The following is a 17,221-nucleotide window of genomic DNA, read 5'->3' on the forward strand; positions in this document are numbered from 1 at the left end:
ACTGTGTATAAGTATTATGGTTTAGCAGCAATTGTTTTGTTAATTGATCAATGGACTAAATGGTTGATTGTTAAAAATATGGAAATTGGTGATCGGATTACCGTTTTGGATCCTTGGTTTGCCATCCTTTCTCATCGGAATCGTGGTGCGGCTTGGGGTATGTTACAAGGACAAATGTGGATTTTCACCATCGTTACACTTGTTGTAATTGGTGGAATCATTTACTACTTCCATAAAGAAGCAAAGGGAAAACCGTTCTTTGCCAGTAGTTTAATGGTTTTACTAGGGGGAGCTCTAGGGAATTTTATTGATCGTATTTTCCGTGGAGAAGTAGTAGATTTTATCGATGTGCTAATTCCGATAATTAATTATGATTTTCCGATTTTTAACATTGCAGATGCTGCACTAACAATTTCAGTAGTTATGTTAATTTTAGTCATACTAAAAGAAGATCGTGAAGGAAAGAAAAAGGTGAAAAAATGACAGTTGTAACAATTACAATTGAAACAGAAAATGCAGGGGAACGTATAGACAAGGCGTTATCTGTAATTAACGAAGAGTGGTCTCGTTCTCAAATTGCAAGTTGGATAGCTGATGGTATTGTAAAAGTTAATGGAGAAGTGCCAAAAGCAAAATATAAAGTAAAAGAAGGCGACATAGTCGAAATTGATGTGCCGGAACCAGAACCTCTAGAAGTAATTCCAGAAGATTTGGATCTTGAAATTGTCTATGAAGATGCAGATGTAATCGTAGTAAATAAGCCTAAAGGAATGGTTGTTCACCCTGCGCCTGGACATATGACAGGAACTTTAGTTAATGGCTTAATGTACCATTGTAAGGATCTATCTGGAATAAATGGTGTATTAAGACCAGGAATTGTCCATCGAATCGATAAAGATACTTCTGGCTTACTTATGGTTGCAAAAAATGACCACGCCCATCATTCACTTGTAGAACAATTGGTGAATAAAACAGTAACACGTAAGTATACTGCATTAGTTCATGGCCATATTGCCCATGATAAAGGGACAATTGATGCACCGATTGGAAGAGATCCAAAAGATCGTCAGAAACAAGCTGTTGTCGATAATGGGAAGCATGCGGTAACTCATTTTCATGTGAAAGAAAGAATCGGGAAGTATACATTGGTGGAATGTCGACTTGAAACAGGTCGTACACACCAAATTCGTGTGCATATGAATTACATCGGTTTTCCTTTAGTGGGAGATCCAAAATATGGACCAAAGAAAACAATTGATTTTGGTGGACAAGTGCTACATGCTGGTGTTCTTGGTTTTAACCATCCAACGAGTAATGAATACTTAGAGTTTGAAGTGCCATTACCTGACGATTTTCGACAATTGCTTGAACAATTAAGAACAGAAGAAATTTAAAAAAATTATTTTATTAAAACAGTGTTGACTTGAGTTATAGATAAGACTATACTGACAACAGTGAATAAAACCTACTGTGATAGGGAATAGTAAAAAAATTAAATATTCACCTTTAATGGCAGTCCAGAGAGGCTGAGAAGGTATAAGATGAATTGTAACGGAGTTTTCATGCGTTTCTAACATAGGCTTATTGTGTCCTTTGCACGATAAAACGCTTATTTAGGTATGCCTATGAAATGAAAACACGACCAAACATGCTTTTTCAACTTGTATATCCCAACCTCTTAAGCTGGTGCTTAGGAGGTTTTTTATTTTGAAAAAGTTATACCTCATGGGACTGTGAACAAAACAATAAATATTCAGGGGAGGAGGAAATGGTATGTCGAATATTACCGAATTATTAGATGGACCTTCAATGAATCGTGCTCTAACAAGAATCGCTCATGAAATCATTGAACGTAATAAAGGGATTGATGAATGTATTTTAGTTGGTATTAAAACTCGAGGGGCATTCTTAGCAAAGCGTCTAGCAGAAAAAATCGAAAGAATTGAAGGCAAACCAATCCGTACAGGGGAACTTGATATTACATTGTATCGTGATGACTTATCTTCAAAAAACGATAATGATGAAGCACTTGTACAACAAGTAGATATCGACTACGTAGTAACAAATCAAAAAATCGTATTAGTTGATGATGTTCTTTATACAGGTAGAACAGTAAGAGCTGGTTTAGACGCAGTCATGGATTTAGGAAGGCCATCGCAAATTCAACTAGCAGTATTAGTAGACCGGGGTCATCGAGAATTACCAATTAGAGCTGATTATGTTGGGAAGAACATTCCAACAGCAGGAACAGAAAGAATTGTTGTTCGCTTACAAGAAGTAGATGGCGAAGATAATGTTACATTACACAAAATAGATTAATTCATCAGATGAGAGAGGAAAATAAATATGTCCAAAGCGATTTTAGACATTAACGATAAACCTACCACAGGACAGTTGATTACATTAAGTTTCCAACACATGTTTGCAATGTTTGGTTCAACAATATTAGTACCTCAATTAGTAGGATTAAGTCCTGCAATCGCACTTTTAACAAGTGGACTAGCAACAATTGTTTTCTTGTTAATTACACAATTTAAAGTACCAGCTTATTTAGGTTCATCCTTCGCCTTTATCGCGCCAATACTTTTAGCAGCTGGCGGCTTAAACGAAAATGGTCAAAGTGTAAACCCTGGTAATGCAATGATTGGTGCAATGGCAGTCGGATTAGTATACGGAATTGTTTCCTTATTAATTTGGAAAACAGGTTACAAATGGTTAATGAGTCTATTACCACCGATTGTTGTAGCTCCAGTTATTATGGTTATTGGATTAGGGTTAGCAGGAACAGCCGTTAATATGGCAATGAATGTAAATGGTGAATATAGCTTCTTACATTTCACAGCTGCGCTAGTTACATTATTTGCAGCAATTATCTTTAATGTATATTTTAAAAATGTTTTAAGTACAATGCCTATTCTTTTAGGGTTAATTGTTGGGTACATATATTCTGCTATCGTTGGGATTGTCGATTTTACACCAGTTAAAGAAGCATCTTGGTTTGCTTTCCCTGACTTCTTAATTCCAGGTGTACATTACGAATTTAAAGTAACATCAGCAATCTTATTAGCGATGGTGCCAATCGTAATCGTAACAATCTCAGAACATATTGGGCATCAATTAGTATTAGGTAAAGTAGTAAATCGTAACTATGTGAAAGACCCAGGTTTACATAGATCGTTACTTGGTGATGGATTAGGAACACTTGTTAGTGCTTTTATTGGTGGACCGCCAAAAACAACATATGGTGAAAATATTGGGGTTTTAGCAATCACAAGAGTTTTCTCGGTGTATGTAATTTTAGGTGCAGCAGTACTTGCCATCTTATTTTCCTTCTTTGGAAAAGCAATGGCATTAGTTCAAACAATTCCAACTGCAGTACTTGGTGGTATTTCAATACTACTATTCGGGATTATTGCTTCAAGTGGACTAAGAATGCTTGTTGAAAACAACATTGATTTCGGTAACAACCGCAACATGGTTATCTCATCTGTAATTTTAGTTATCGGTATTGGTGGTGCAGCTTTAAGATTTACTGACAGCTTTGCAATCGAAGGTATGGCTTTAGCTGCAATTGTTGGTGTATTATTAAACCTTCTATTACCAGGAAGAGATAAAGAAGTGAAAGATATTGAATAAAATAATATAACCTTTTAAAAGTTGTCCAGAGAGGCAAAAAAGGGGAAATATGACAGCCGTACGTTGACGTACTAATTTTGTCATACCTCCTAGAGCCTCGTGATAGTCACGAGGCATTTTTCATAAATAGCGAATGCTTTTCTTACAAGGAGGAAGAGACAATGAGAAATTTACTTTCAATGGAACATTTAACAAATGACCAAGTAATGAAGATTATTGAACGAGCAGCTCAATTTGAAGCTGGTGAACAAAGTGTTTTAAATCGAACTTATCATGTTGCAAACTTATTTTTCGAGCCAAGTACAAGGACGAAAACAAGTTTTGAAATGGCAGAAAGAAAAGTAGGTTGTACAGTGATTCCTTTTGATGCAGGATTTTCAAGTGCATTAAAAGGTGAAACAATGTACGATACTGTGAAGACATTAGAAATGATTGGGATGGATGCTGTAGTTATTCGTGCGAAGGAGGATGAATACTACAACGAACTTCTTGAGGGAATTAATGTAGCAGTTATTAATGCCGGTGATGGAGCAGGACAACACCCGTCGCAAAGTTTGTTAGATTTATACACAATCTATAAAGAGTTCGGATCATTTGAAGGATTAAATGTTACGATTGTCGGTGACATCTCACATAGTCGCGTTGCAAAATCAAATGCTACGGCGTTAAGAAAACTTGGTGTAAATGTTCGTTTCCTATGTCCACCAGAATGGGCAGGAGATTTTGAGGCACATCATTCTTGGGATGGGCTGTTAGAAGACAGTGATGTCGTGATGTTACTACGTATTCAGCATGAACGACATATTGTAAATAAAAGTTTCTCAAAAGAAAGTTATCACGAACAATATGGTTTAACTTTCGAGCGTGAAGCAAAAATGAAGAAAAATGCAATCATAATGCACCCAGCACCTGTTAACCGTGATGTAGAAATTGCATCGGAACTAGTAGAGTGCGAACGTTCAAGAATATTTAGTCAAGTTCGAAATGGTGTTTTTGTAAGAATGGCTATCATTGAAACGATTTTGAAAGGAAGATAAACATGATGAAATATTTGAAAAATGTCAAAATACTGAATGAAAACAGTGAATTAATTGAATCATCAGTAACAATAGAAGATGGAAAAATCGTTGCAATTGGAGCTGAACTTCCAGAAGGTGCAGAAGTGATTGACGGAAAAGGCAATCTATTAGCACCAGGTTTTGTAGATTTACATGTACATTTACGTGAACCTGGTTTCGAACATAAAGAAACGATTGCAACTGGTTCAGGTTCAGCAGCAAAGGGTGGTTTCACAACAATTTGTGCAATGCCGAATACGAAACCTGTACCAGATTCAGCAGAAAATATGAAATTAATCAAAGGATTAATAAAAGAAAGTGCAATTGTACGTGTATTACCGTACGGATCTTTAACGGTAGCCGAAGCTGGTGAAGAACGTACAAATATTCAAGAATTAAAAGAACTTGGTGCAGTAGCCTTTTCAGATGATGGAGTAGGAATTCAACTAGCTTCAACAATGTATGAGCAAATGAAAGACGCAGCTAAAATAGATGCAGTAGTCGTTGCTCACTGTGAAGATAATTCTTTAATCTATGATGGTGTAATGCACGAAGGAAAACGAAATAAAGAACTTGGATTACCAGGTATCCCATCAATTTGTGAATCGGTTCAAATTGCGCGCGATGTATTACTAGCTGAAGCAGCAGGAGCTCGCTACCATGTATGTCACGTATCAACAAAAGAATCTGTACGAGCAGTTAGAGATGCAAAAGCTGCAGGAATCCGCGTTACCGCTGAAGTTTGTCCACACCATTTATTATTAGAAGAAATGGATATTCCAAGTGATGATGCAAATTGGAAAATGAATCCACCATTACGTGCAAGTGATGACAAAGATTCATTACACCAAGCATTACTAGATGGAACAATTGATTGTATCGCAACAGACCATGCACCACACACTGTAGAAGAAAAATGTTGTGGTATGGTAGGAGCACCATTTGGTATTGTCGGATTTGAAACAGCTTTCCCACTGTTATACACACAATTTGTAGAAACAGGGAAATGGACTTTAAAGCAATTAGTTGACTGGATGAGTGTAAAACCTGCAAAAATTTTCGATTTACCGTATGGAACAATCGAAGTGGGTGCATCAGCTGATTTAGTATTAATTGATTTGAATAAAGAACAAACAGTAAATGCTGAAGAATTTGTTTCGAAAGGTCGTAACACACCATTCAATGGTTGGACAGCAAAAGGATGGCCAGTAATGACAATATTTGAAGGCAACATCGTCTATGAGGAGGCACAATAATGAAGAAAAGACAATTAATTTTAGAAGACGGTACAGTATTTAATGGAATAGCATTTGGTAGTGAGCGTGCATCACAAGGTGAGGTTGTATTTACTACAGGTATGACTGGTTATCAAGAAACACTTTCAGACCCTTCATTCTATGGACAAATTGTAACATTTACATATCCATTGATTGGTAACTACGGTATTAACCGTGATGATTTTGAATCCATCACACCAGCAATTCGTGGAATGGTTTGTCGTGAATTAGCAAAAGAACCATCTAACTTCCGTTCAGACCTTTCATTAAATGACTATCTAATTTCACAAGATATTCCTGGTATCGAAGGAATTGATACACGTAAATTAACAAGAATTATTCGTTCAAAAGGTGCTGTAAAAGCGATTCTTACTGCAGCAGATGAAGAAGTAAATGTTGAAGAAGTAGTAGAAAAGTTAGTTGCAACGCCACTTATTACAAATCACGTAAAAGAAGTATCACCGAAAGCGGCATATCCAAGCCCAGGACGTGGAAAACGCGTTGTTCTGATCGACTTCGGTATGAAGCACGGAATTTTACGTGAACTTAATAAACGTGATTGTGATGTACTGGTTGTACCTTACAATACATCAGCGGAACAAATTTTAGCTTGGCATCCAGATGGCATTATGCTTTCAAATGGACCTGGGGACCCAACAGATGTTGCAGAAGGAATTGAAACAATTCGCAATTTAGTAGGAAAAGTGCCAATCTTCGGTATTTGCTTAGGACACCAATTATTTGCGTTAGCTTGTGGTGCAAAAAGCTTTAAATTACCTTTTGGACACCGTGGAGGAAATCACCCAGTTAAAGATTTACGTACAGGCCGTACTGAATTAACATCACAAAACCATGGCTATGCAATTGATGCAGATTCATTAGAAGGTACAGATTTAGAAGTAACACATGTCGCATTAAATGACGGTACTGTAGAAGGGTTACGTCATAAAAAATATCCAATATTTACAGTGCAATATCACCCAGAAGCTTCACCTGGGCCAGAAGATTCAAATCACTTATTTGATGAATTTATTGAATTAATGGAAGTAGAAGCAGGGAAGGAGAAACAACATGCCTAAACGTACAGATATAGAAACTATTTTAGTAATCGGATCAGGTCCTATCATCATTGGACAAGCAGCAGAATTTGACTATGCAGGTACACAAGCTTGTCTTTCATTAAAAGAAGAAGGTTACCGAGTAATTTTAATCAACTCAAACCCTGCAACAATTATGACGGACACAGAAATTGCAGATAAAGTATACATCGAGCCAATTTCATTAGAATTTGTTTCTCGTATTTTACGTAAAGAACGTCCAGATGCAATCCTTCCAACATTAGGTGGTCAAACAGGATTAAACATGGCAATTGAGTTACAAGAATCTGGGATTTTAGATGAATTAGGAATTGAAATTTTAGGTACAAAACTTGATGCCATCCATAAAGCTGAAGACCGTGATTTATTCCGTAATTTAATGTATGAATTAGGAGCACCAGTTCCTGAATCAGACATTATTCATACTATTGAAGAAGCGAAAAATTTCGTAGCTAAAATTGGTTACCCAGTAATCGTACGTCCTGCATTCACTTTAGGAGGTACTGGTGGCGGTATTTGTAATAACGAACAAGAATTAGAAGAAATCGTTGCTAGTGGATTAAAGTATAGTCCTGTAACACAATGTTTATTAGAGAAATCAATCGCTGGTTATAAAGAGATTGAATATGAAGTAATGCGTGACTCAAAGGATAATGCCATCGTGGTTTGTAACATGGAAAACTTTGATCCAGTTGGTATCCATACAGGGGATTCAATTGTAGTAGCACCATCTCAAACTTTATCAGACCGTGAATATCAAATGTTACGTAACATCTCATTAGATATTATCCGTGCACTTAAAATTGAAGGTGGATGTAACGTACAATTAGCACTTGACCCACATAGCTTTAACTATTATGTAATCGAAGTAAACCCACGTGTATCACGTTCATCTGCCCTTGCTTCAAAAGCAACAGGATATCCGATCGCAAAATTAGCGGCTAAAATCGCAGTAGGTTTAACTTTAGATGAAATTAAAAACCCAGTAACTGGTTCAACATTTGCAGACTTCGAGCCAGCTCTTGACTACATCGTGGCGAAAATTCCACGTTGGCCATTCGATAAATTTGAATCAGCAAAACGTAACCTTGGAACACAAATGAAGGCGACTGGGGAAGTTATGGCTTTAGGTCGTACGTTTGAAGAAGCAATTTTAAAAGCAGTTCGTTCATTAGAAACTGGTCATATTCATATCGAATTAAAACACGCAGAAGATAATTCAGATAACTGGATTGAAAAACGAATTAAAAAAGCTGGTGATGAACGTTTATTCTTCATCGCTGAAGCATTACGTCGTGGCGTGACAATTGAACAAATCCACGAATGGTCTGAAATTGACTTATGGTTCTTAAATAAACTTCAAAACATTATCAAAATGGAAGATACATTAGCTCAAAATGTTAATGATATGGAAGTTCTACACCAAGCAAAACGTATGGGCTTTGCGGACCAAAAAATTGCGGAACTTTGGAATACAACAGCACAAGAAATTTACGAAACACGTAAAGCACATGGTATTGTACCAGTATATAAAATGGTTGATACATGTGCTGCTGAATTCGAATCTGCAACACCATACTTCTACGGTACGTATGAAGAAGAAAACGAGTCAATCGTTTCTGATAAACCATCTGTTATTGTACTTGGCTCTGGTCCAATCCGTATTGGACAAGGTGTTGAGTTCGACTATGCAACAGTTCACTCAGTATGGGCAATCCAAGAAGCTGGTTATGAAGCGATTATCATTAACTCAAATCCAGAAACAGTTTCAACTGACTTCTCAATTTCAGATAAGCTTTACTTTGAACCACTAACAATTGAAGATGTTATGCACATTATTGATTTAGAAAAACCAATAGGCGTTGTAGTTCAATTTGGTGGTCAAACAGCAATTAACTTAGCAGATAAATTAGCAGCTAATGGTGTGAAAATTCTAGGAACAAGCTTAGAAGATATCGACCGTGCAGAAAACCGTGATAAATTTGAACAGGCTTTACACGAATTAGATATTCCACAACCAGCTGGTGAGACTGCAGTATCTGCTGAAGAAGCATTAGAAATTGGTAAACGATTAGGCTTCCCAGTATTAGTTCGTCCTTCTTATGTACTTGGTGGACGTGCAATGGAAATTGTTTATAATGAGCAAGAATTAAAACACTATATGGAAAATGCAGTAGAAGCATCACCAGATCATCCAGTTTTAGTTGACCGTTATTTAACTGGTCAAGAAATTGAAGTAGATGCAATTTGTGACGGTGAAAATGTGTTAATCCCAGGTATTATGGAACATGTTGAGCGCGCGGGTGTTCACTCTGGTGACTCTATCTCTGTATACCCACCACAAAAATTAACTGAAGAACAAAAAGCAACTTTAGTAGATTACACAACTCGTTTAGCAAGAGGCTTAAACATTGTGGGATTAATGAATATTCAATATGTACTTTCACAAGGTCAAATTTACGTAATTGAAGTAAACCCACGTTCAAGTCGTACTGTACCATTCCTAAGTAAAATTACGAATATTCCTATGGCAAATATTGCAACGAAAGCTATTCTAGGACAATCGATTGTTGAACAAGGATACCCAACAGGTCTTGCAAAAGAACAAAAAGGTGTATTTGTTAAAGTACCAGTATTCAGTTTTGCAAAATTACGCCGTGTGGATATTACATTAGGACCTGAAATGAAATCAACTGGTGAAGTAATGGGTAAAGATGCAACATTCGAAAAAGCGTTATACAAAGGCTTTGTTGCAGCTGGAATGGAAATTAAAACTCACGGAACAGTATTGTTTACTGTATCTGATAAAGATAAAGAAGAAGCAATTGGATTGGCAAAACGTTTCAATACAGTTGGCTATCGTGTGATGGCAACAGAAGGAACTGCAAAAGCTTTCGCAGAAGCAGGCATCGAAACTGATATCGTTGAGAAAATCGGCTCAAAAGGAAAAACATTATTAGATGTAATCCAAAATGGCGAAGCTCAACTTGTTGTGAATACATTAACAAAAGGTAAACAACCAGCTCGTGATGGATTCCGTATTCGTCGTGAATCTGTAGAAAATGGTGTACCATGTTTAACATCACTTGATACTGCAGAAGCAATGTTAGAAGTAATTGAGTCTATGACATTTACGGCAGAAGAGATGCCAAAAGCGGAGGTATTTCACTAATGATTCAACAAGAACGAATGATTGTCGTTCGTCAAAGTGAAATTGCTCATCATATTTTTGAACTTACATTACAAGGTCAAATTGTTCAGGAAATGAATCCTGGACAATTTGTCCACATCCGTGTGTCTGATTCATTTGAGCCACTCCTTAGACGACCAATCAGTATAGCAAATATCGACAAAGAAGCAGGGGAAGTTACAGTTATTTATCGTGCAGAAGGTAGAGGAACGTCGATTTTATCAACAAAACAAGTTGGTGATGAGGTAGATGTTCTTGGTCCAATCGGTAATGGGTTCCCAGTTGAAGCCACTCCAGAAAAAGGTACTGCTTTACTAGTTGGTGGGGGGATTGGTGTACCACCGCTATATGAATTATCTAAACAATTAAATGCTCGTGGTGTACGAACAATACATGTTTTTGGTTTTGCAACTGAAAATGTAACGTTTTATGAAGATCAGTTCTCTACATTAGGTGATACTCATTTTGTGACAGTTGATGGAACAAAGGGAACAAAAGGTTTTGTAACAGATTTATTAGAAGAACTAAATCCTGAGTTCGATGTGTTTTATAGCTGTGGACCACTACCAATGCTACGTGCATTAGAAAATTTCTATCCAGACAAACCTGGATACCTTTCTTTTGAAGAGCGAATGGGTTGTGGCATTGGTGCATGTTTTGCTTGTATTTGTAAAACAACTGAACAACAAGAAAAAGACTATGTAAAAGTTTGCTCAGATGGACCAGTATTCCCGAAAGGAGTGGTACAACTATGAGTAAATTAAATATTCAACTTCCAGGTCTTGAATTGAAAAATCCAATTATGCCTGCATCTGGCTGTTTTGGATTTGGTCGTGAGTATGCACAGCTTTATGATTTATCTAAGCTTGGTGCAATTATGATTAAAGCAACAACAGTTGAAAAACGTTTAGGAAATCCAACTCCACGTGTTGCGGAAACTCCGGCTGGTATGTTAAATGCAATTGGATTACAAAATCCTGGTTTAGATAAAGTAATGAGTGAAGAGCTTCCATGGTTAGAACGTTATGATGTACCAATTATCGCCAATGTTGCTGGTACTTTAACGGAAGATTATGTTGAAGTTGCACGCCGTATTTCAACTGCACCTAACGTGAAGGCTCTTGAATTAAATATTTCCTGTCCAAATGTAAAACATGGAGGAATTACTTTTGGTACAGACCCAGTCATTGCTCGCGAATTAGTGGAAGCAGTAAAGGCAGTTTCAAAGGTGCCTGTTTATGTGAAATTGTCACCAAACGTAACAAATATCGTAGAAATTGCTCAAGCTGTTGAAATTGGTGGAGCAGATGGTATTACGATGATCAATACGCTAGTAGGAATGCGTTTAGATGAACGCACAGGAAAACCAGTCATTGCAAATGGTACAGGTGGTCTTTCTGGTCCTGCAGTGAAACCAGTTGCGATTCGTATGGTATATGAAGTGTATAAGGCGGTAGAAATTCCTATTATTGGGATGGGTGGCGTAACAAATGCTCAAGATGTTATCGATTTTATGTCGGCAGGAGCATCTGCAGTAGCGGTTGGAACTGCAAACTTTGTGGATCATTTTGTTTGTCCAAACATTATTGAAGAATTACCGGCAAAATTAGAAGCTTTAGGTGTTACTCATATTAAAGAAATTATTGGAAGGAGCCACCGTTAAATGAACAATAAACCGATCATTGCACTAGATTTTCCTAGTGAAGTGGAAGTATTCAATTTTCTAAACAAATTTAGCGAACCGTTATTCGTTAAAATTGGCATGGAGCTTTATATGCAGGAAGGTCCTGACATTGTTCGCAAAGTAAAAGAGCAAGGTCACGATATTTTCTTAGATTTAAAACTTCATGACATTCCGAATACTGTAAAATCTGCAATGAAGGGGTTAGCAAAGTTAGGTGTTGACTTAGTAAATGTTCATGCAGCAGGTGGTATTAATATGATGGAGGGTGCTCTTGAAGGGCTAGAAGCAGGAACGCTAGCAGGGAAAAAAAGAGCGGCATTAATTGCTGTTACCCAATTAACGTCGACAACGGAACAACAAATGCAAAATGAACAAAAAATCAATTTATCGTTGCTTGATTCCGTCTTACATTATGCAAGTATTACGAAACAAGCAGGGTTAGATGGGGTAGTTTGTTCTGTCCATGAAGCAGGAGCGATTCGAGAAGTTTGTGGAGAAGAGTTTCTACGAGTAACACCTGGAATCCGCTTAGCAGGTGGAGAAACTCACGATCAAAAGCGAATCGCAACACCTGATGGAGCAAGAAAAGATGGTTCTTCATTAATCGTAGTAGGACGCGCGATTACAAATGCAGAGGATCCAGTAGCAGCTTATAAAATAGTACGTGAATTATGGGAGGAACAATAAGATGTCATTACAAAAAGAAATCGCATTAGGAATGTTACAAGTAGGTGCAGTAGAATTAAACCCAACAGATTTATTTACATGGGCATCAGGCATTAAATCGCCAATATATTGCGATACACGCTTAACAATTTCAGATGTGAAAATTCGTAAACAAATTGCAAATGGCTTAGCACAAAATATTAAAGAATTCTTCCCAGAAACAGAAGTTGTTGCTGGTACAGCGACTGCTGGTATTCCGCACGCCGCATGGGTTTCTGATATTTTAGAATTACCAATGGTATATGTACGTTCAAAAGCAAAAGGCCATGGACGTGGCAACCAAATTGAGGGAAAATATAAAGAAGGTCAAAAAGTAGTAGTTGTTGAGGATATCGTATCAACGGGTGGCTCTTCAATTACTGCTGTAGAAGCTTTACGTGCAGCTGGTTGTGAAGTAGTTGGCGTTGTGTGTGTCTATACATATAACCTACCAAGAGCAGAACAAGCATTTGAAGAAGCAGGCGTTAAATACGTAAGCTTAACAAATTTTGATTTCTTAGTAGAAGCTGCAACAGAATCAGGCGCAATTGACGAAAAACACATCCCATTCCTAAAAGAGTGGCACGCGAAACTTAAAGCGGGAGAGTTATAATTTCTTAGTGAAAATCAAATTGCGGGGATTTTAAGTTTATTCTAAACTAGAGCTGTGGCGAAAGCGTAGCGACAGCCACACCGCGAAACTAATATATTAGAATCTATATGAATAATTAATTTCCTTAAAGTATTAAGACGTAAGAGTGATTTAATAATCATTCTTACGTTTTTCATATTTCAAATTTTAAGAGGCTAGATAATACTATTGATAGGTATAATAAAAAGATGTCTTAGTAGCGTTTATTACTACTAGACATCTTTTTTACTTAAACTTTAAATTTCTTTATAAGTTCCTGTAATTCAATGGATTTATCCGCCAAATCAACAGCAACATCGTTTACACCTACCATTGTAGCAGTTTGTTCTTGTACTGCTGCTGCAACCATTTGAACATTATCAGAAGCACTAGTTGAACCATTTGAAATTTCTACAATGGATGCTGCTACTTGTTCTGCACTTGCAGAGATTTGTTGAGAAGCAGCAGAAATATCGCTAATTTGGTCATTCATGGAGTGGATTGCATCTTGGATTGTATTAAAAGCAATGCCTGATTCAGTAATAATCTCGACACCCTCACTTACTGAGGATAAGGAATTTGAAACTGCCTTTTCTACATTTTCAGTATCTGCTTTAATAATATTTGTTAATTCAACTATTTTACTAGCTGAAACTTTTGATTCCTCAGCTAATTTCCTTACTTCATCTGCTACAACGGCAAAACCTTTACCATGTTCACCCGCTCTAGCAGCTTCAATAGCGGCATTTAACGCAAGTAAGTTAGTTTGATCTGTGATGTTTGTAATTACTTGAGTAATATTCCCGATTTCTTCGGATTGTTTACTAAGTTTTTGCACTAAATCATTTACTAATGTTGTTGAATCTTTAATAACTTTCATTTGACTTTGTGCTTTTTCAACAGTTTTACTACCATTTAATGCAGTTGTTGCTGATTCTTCAGCATTTTGATTTAATGCTTGAGTTGATTCTGCTATTCTTTGAATACCTGCTGCTGTTTCATCCATTGCTTTAGCACTTTCATTTGAAGCAGATGCAGAAGTAGCAGCAGTTTCTGCAGTTTCGCTTATTCGGTATGCTATATCTTCTGAAGTTGCTGTCATTTCCTCTGTACTAGCAGATAATTCTTCTGCAGCCATTGTTAAATGTTCTGCATTCGATTGTACATTCTTTATTAATACATGTAGATTGGTTTTCATTTTATTAAAAGCAAGAGAAAGTTGTCCAATTTCATCTTTGGAACGAGTTTTCATATCTTCATGAGTTAAGTCACCTTCTGCAATAAGATTTGCAGCTTCAACGACTTTTACTAAAGGATTAGTTATTGCTCTACGTACATAGATAAGAATAATAATCGCAATAATCGTTGCTAAAATAATTGCAGAAATCGTAATTGTTTGAGTTAAAGAAACCGTACTTTTCGCACTAGCTGTAACTTTATCCAATTCTTCAAGTTGATAACTTAAAATCTTTTCTGCATTTTCTAAAATCCCAATATTTGATTTTTCTGCGTCTACATTAATTACTTCAAATGCTCTTTCTTCATCACCAGCATTATAGTATTGCCACATTGTTTCTACATCGGCATTAAATTGATTATTATTTTTAATAATTTCATCTGTGTATTCTTTTAGTTCATTCGTATTTGCTACATTTGAAAGTTCCTGAATTTTATCATCTAAATACTTTTGATAATATTCAAGATTTTCACGAGTTTTTTGAGTGTTATCAATCGCAACTTCACGAACATAGATTCCCTGCATTGCAAGACCGAATTTAATCTCCTCAGCTAATTCTACTTGATACACTTGTTCATCAATTGCTTTTTCCACTTTTTTATTAATATTATGTATTTGATTCAGGATGATACTTAGTGAAGCGATAATTACAACTATAATAGTTACAAAACCAATTCCAATTTTCTTCCCTATCGACATATTTCCACTCCTGATTGGATTATCAAATTTCCTATATTTAGTTAGGATGTAACTACTTTATTCCTATTTATTAGTACGGTCAATAGTGATTTTTTGAATTGAAAGAAAATTTGTTATTTTTCAAGGATTTATACTAAATTACGAGTAACTAATGGCTTTAATTGAAAAATAAAGAAAAAACGCCCAAAAAAGGACGTTTTACTAATTTATTTCTTTAATTTTAATACGATATCTTCATCAGGAGTAACAAATAGTGTCTTCTGTTCGAAATAGATAACGAAACCAGGTTTTGAGCCATTAGGTTTTTTCACATGGCGAATTTCCGTATAATCTACAGGGACAGAAGAGGATTCACGTGCTTTACTAAAATATGCACTTAATGTTGCTGCTTCAAATAGTGTCGTTTCATCTGGTTCATTTGAATGGATGACTACATGAGAACCAGGAATATCCTTTGTATGAAGCCAAATATCGAATCTATTAGCCAACTTAAAGGTTAAATAATCATTTTGTTTATTATTTTTCCCAACTGATATTTGAATACCAGTAGAAGAAACATATTGTTCTGGAAAAGGTTTTTTCGGTTTCTTTTTCTTTTTGCTTGCTCGCATGCGTAGGTAGCCTTGTTCAGCAAGTTCCTCACGAATTTCTTCAATGTCCGCTGGGGAAGCTTGTTCCACTTGCGCCATTAACATTTCAAAATAACGAATATCATTTTTGGTTTTTTCAATTTGTTCATTTACCATGATTAATGCATTTTTCGCTTTATTATATTTCGTGTAATAGCTCTGTGCATTTTCAACAGGCGTTTTTCGTTCACTTAAAGGAATTGTTATTTGTTCAGAAGTTTCACTGTAATAATTAATAACAGTCACTTCTTTCATTCCTTTTTCAAATTGGTAAAGGTTTGCCATTAACAATTCACCGTATAATTGATATTTGTCTAGTTTTGATGCGTTTTCTAAATCTTTTTGAAGTTTTTTTAATTTTAATTTAAGTTTATTAATTTCATTTTGTAGCCAATTTTCAAGGTCACCCGCTTGTTGTTTAACGCGATCTCGTTCAGCTCTTGCATAAAATACACGGTCTAAAAGGCTACTTAAGTTTTCAAAGGTAGTTTCTTGACCTGTCAAATGAGTGAGCTTGGTTGGAGAAAAATAACTTTTCGATTCTACTTCACAATAAGATGGATAGGCGCTCGTTAAAGTTTCATTAATAAATGTCCTAAATACTTCTACTAAATTTCCATCTTTCATTCGATGCAATAGTTCTGTAGCATGGATTGGTGAAAAACCTTTAAACGCTGAAACAACTTCTTTTGGTGTTCTTTCTTCAGAGAAAAATTGTATAATATCTGCATCAGAAATTTCTAATGGATTTAGTTTATCTTGCGGTGGTGGACCAATGTATGTTTGACCTGGCAAAACAGTTCTATAACTATTTATTGATGGTGGAAGGTGTTTTAAACTATCAATAATTTTGTTTGTTTCACTATCAATTAAAATGATATTACTATGACGACCCATTATTTCAATGGTAAGTTTACGAGTAACAGAGTCTCCAATTTCATTTTTACTTTCAATTTCTAACGTAATCATCCGTTCAAAAGGTTCAAATTGAATTCCTGAAATAAACCCACCTTCTACATGTTTACGTAATAACATACAGAACATTGGTGGTTCTGAAGGGTTATCAATGGAGTGTTCGGTTAAATGAACTCGGGCGTATGATGGGTGAATAGAACTTAGTAGCCTAACATTTTCCCCGTTTGCACGTATATGCAGTACAATTTCTAAGGCGTTTGGCTGGTGAATTTTTGTAATTCTACCGGTTACAAGTTTTTGTAACTCATTTGCCATTGCATATGTAAATAATCCATCAAAAGCCATGTGTATTCCTCTTTTCTAAAATCAATTCCGATATGATGTTATAATTTCTTTTTGTTAATTGTTATTACGAATGACTATACTTAAAGTACTAATTTTTATTATTGTAGATTCTAATTCT

14 protein-coding genes are annotated in these 17,221 nt (G+C 36.0%); 12 read left to right on the forward strand and 2 right to left on the reverse strand.

Going from position 1 to position 17,221, the window contains the following annotated elements:
- The first annotated feature begins 3 nt into the window (after positions 1–3).
- From lspA to pyrE, 12 genes are all read left to right on the forward strand, one after another.
- Positions 4–483, forward strand: coding sequence for a signal peptidase II (gene lspA, locus D8M03_RS01515; protein ID WP_121212913.1), 480 nt, complete (start codon positions 4–6; stop codon positions 481–483).
- A complete protein-coding gene (locus D8M03_RS01520; protein WP_121212914.1) occupies positions 480–1,394 on the forward strand; it encodes an RluA family pseudouridine synthase in 915 nt (304 codons plus the stop codon). Before lspA ends, D8M03_RS01520 begins: the two co-directional genes overlap by 4 nt.
- A gap of 379 nt (positions 1,395–1,773) precedes the next feature.
- Positions 1,774–2,319, forward strand: a complete 546-nt coding sequence (gene pyrR / locus D8M03_RS01525; RefSeq protein WP_121212915.1) for a bifunctional pyr operon transcriptional regulator/uracil phosphoribosyltransferase PyrR — start codon at positions 1,774–1,776, stop codon at positions 2,317–2,319.
- A 27-nt stretch (positions 2,320–2,346) separates the two neighbouring features.
- A complete protein-coding gene (locus D8M03_RS01530) occupies positions 2,347–3,636 on the forward strand; it encodes a uracil-xanthine permease family protein (protein WP_121212916.1) in 1,290 nt (429 codons plus the stop codon).
- 161 nt (positions 3,637–3,797) lie between these two features.
- Entirely contained in the window at positions 3,798–4,673 is an 876-nt protein-coding gene (locus tag D8M03_RS01535; protein ID WP_121212917.1) for an aspartate carbamoyltransferase catalytic subunit, read from the forward strand.
- 2 nt (positions 4,674–4,675) lie between these two features.
- A complete protein-coding gene (locus D8M03_RS01540) occupies positions 4,676–5,950 on the forward strand; it encodes a dihydroorotase (RefSeq protein WP_121212918.1) in 1,275 nt (424 codons plus the stop codon).
- Complete coding sequence (locus tag D8M03_RS01545) at positions 5,950–7,050, forward strand: carbamoyl phosphate synthase small subunit (RefSeq protein ID WP_121212919.1); 1,101 nt, start codon at positions 5,950–5,952, stop codon at positions 7,048–7,050. The genes D8M03_RS01540 and D8M03_RS01545 overlap by 1 nt, the downstream gene beginning before the upstream one ends.
- Positions 7,043–10,240: a carbamoyl-phosphate synthase large subunit gene (carB, locus tag D8M03_RS01550; RefSeq protein ID WP_121212920.1), complete on the forward strand. Its 3,198-nt coding sequence runs from the start codon at positions 7,043–7,045 to the stop codon at positions 10,238–10,240. Before D8M03_RS01545 ends, carB begins: the two co-directional genes overlap by 8 nt.
- Positions 10,240–11,013 (forward strand): dihydroorotate dehydrogenase electron transfer subunit, encoded by a 774-nt coding sequence (locus D8M03_RS01555; protein ID WP_121212921.1) that lies wholly within the window; start codon positions 10,240–10,242, stop codon positions 11,011–11,013. Before carB ends, D8M03_RS01555 begins: the two co-directional genes overlap by 1 nt.
- Positions 11,010–11,921 carry a dihydroorotate dehydrogenase gene (locus tag D8M03_RS01560; RefSeq protein WP_121212922.1) on the forward strand — a complete coding sequence of 304 codons (912 nt, stop codon included), beginning with the start codon at positions 11,010–11,012 and terminating at the stop codon, positions 11,919–11,921. Before D8M03_RS01555 ends, D8M03_RS01560 begins: the two co-directional genes overlap by 4 nt.
- On the forward strand, positions 11,922–12,629 hold the full coding sequence (gene pyrF / locus D8M03_RS01565) for an orotidine-5'-phosphate decarboxylase (protein WP_121212923.1): 708 nt from the start codon (positions 11,922–11,924) through the stop codon (positions 12,627–12,629).
- 1 nt (position 12,630) lies between these two features.
- On the forward strand, positions 12,631–13,260 hold the full coding sequence (pyrE, locus tag D8M03_RS01570; protein ID WP_121212924.1) for an orotate phosphoribosyltransferase: 630 nt from the start codon (positions 12,631–12,633) through the stop codon (positions 13,258–13,260).
- Positions 13,261–13,528: 268 nt separating this feature from the next.
- Here the strand turns inward: pyrE and D8M03_RS01575 are convergent, their stop codons facing one another.
- Complete coding sequence (locus D8M03_RS01575) at positions 13,529–15,214, reverse strand: methyl-accepting chemotaxis protein (protein WP_121212925.1); 1,686 nt, start codon at positions 15,212–15,214, stop codon at positions 13,529–13,531.
- Positions 15,215–15,420: 206 nt separating this feature from the next.
- Positions 15,421–17,103 carry an Rqc2 family fibronectin-binding protein gene (locus tag D8M03_RS01580; RefSeq protein ID WP_121212926.1) on the reverse strand — a complete coding sequence of 561 codons (1,683 nt, stop codon included), beginning with the start codon at positions 17,101–17,103 and terminating at the stop codon, positions 15,421–15,423.
- Positions 17,104–17,221 lie beyond the last annotated feature (118 nt).

Origin of the sequence: Ureibacillus endophyticus (assembly GCF_003628435.1) — a bacterium.
Lineage (GTDB): Bacteria > Bacillota > Bacilli > Bacillales_A > Planococcaceae > Ureibacillus > Ureibacillus endophyticus.

Excerpts from the sequence above, each read along its gene's own strand:
- pyrF (WP_121212923.1), top strand. The coding sequence starts at position 11,922 with ATGAACAATAAACCGATCATTGCACTAGATTTTCCTAGTGAAGTGGAA.
- carB (WP_121212920.1), top strand. The coding sequence starts at position 7,043 with ATGCCTAAACGTACAGATATAGAAACTATTTTAGTAATCGGATCAGGT.
- pyrE (WP_121212924.1), top strand. The coding sequence starts at position 12,631 with ATGTCATTACAAAAAGAAATCGCATTAGGAATGTTACAAGTAGGTGCA.
- D8M03_RS01530 (WP_121212916.1), top strand. The coding sequence starts at position 2,347 with ATGTCCAAAGCGATTTTAGACATTAACGATAAACCTACCACAGGACAG.
- D8M03_RS01580 (WP_121212926.1), bottom strand. The coding sequence starts at position 17,103 with ATGGCTTTTGATGGATTATTTACATATGCAATGGCAAATGAGTTACAA.
- D8M03_RS01560 (WP_121212922.1), top strand. The coding sequence starts at position 11,010 with ATGAGTAAATTAAATATTCAACTTCCAGGTCTTGAATTGAAAAATCCA.
- pyrR (WP_121212915.1), top strand. The coding sequence starts at position 1,774 with ATGTCGAATATTACCGAATTATTAGATGGACCTTCAATGAATCGTGCT.
- D8M03_RS01520 (WP_121212914.1), top strand. The coding sequence starts at position 480 with ATGACAGTTGTAACAATTACAATTGAAACAGAAAATGCAGGGGAACGT.
- D8M03_RS01535 (WP_121212917.1), top strand. The coding sequence starts at position 3,798 with ATGAGAAATTTACTTTCAATGGAACATTTAACAAATGACCAAGTAATG.
- D8M03_RS01575 (WP_121212925.1), bottom strand. The coding sequence starts at position 15,214 with ATGTCGATAGGGAAGAAAATTGGAATTGGTTTTGTAACTATTATAGTT.
- D8M03_RS01545 (WP_121212919.1), top strand. The coding sequence starts at position 5,950 with ATGAAGAAAAGACAATTAATTTTAGAAGACGGTACAGTATTTAATGGA.
- D8M03_RS01555 (WP_121212921.1), top strand. The coding sequence starts at position 10,240 with ATGATTCAACAAGAACGAATGATTGTCGTTCGTCAAAGTGAAATTGCT.
- D8M03_RS01540 (WP_121212918.1), top strand. The coding sequence starts at position 4,676 with ATGATGAAATATTTGAAAAATGTCAAAATACTGAATGAAAACAGTGAA.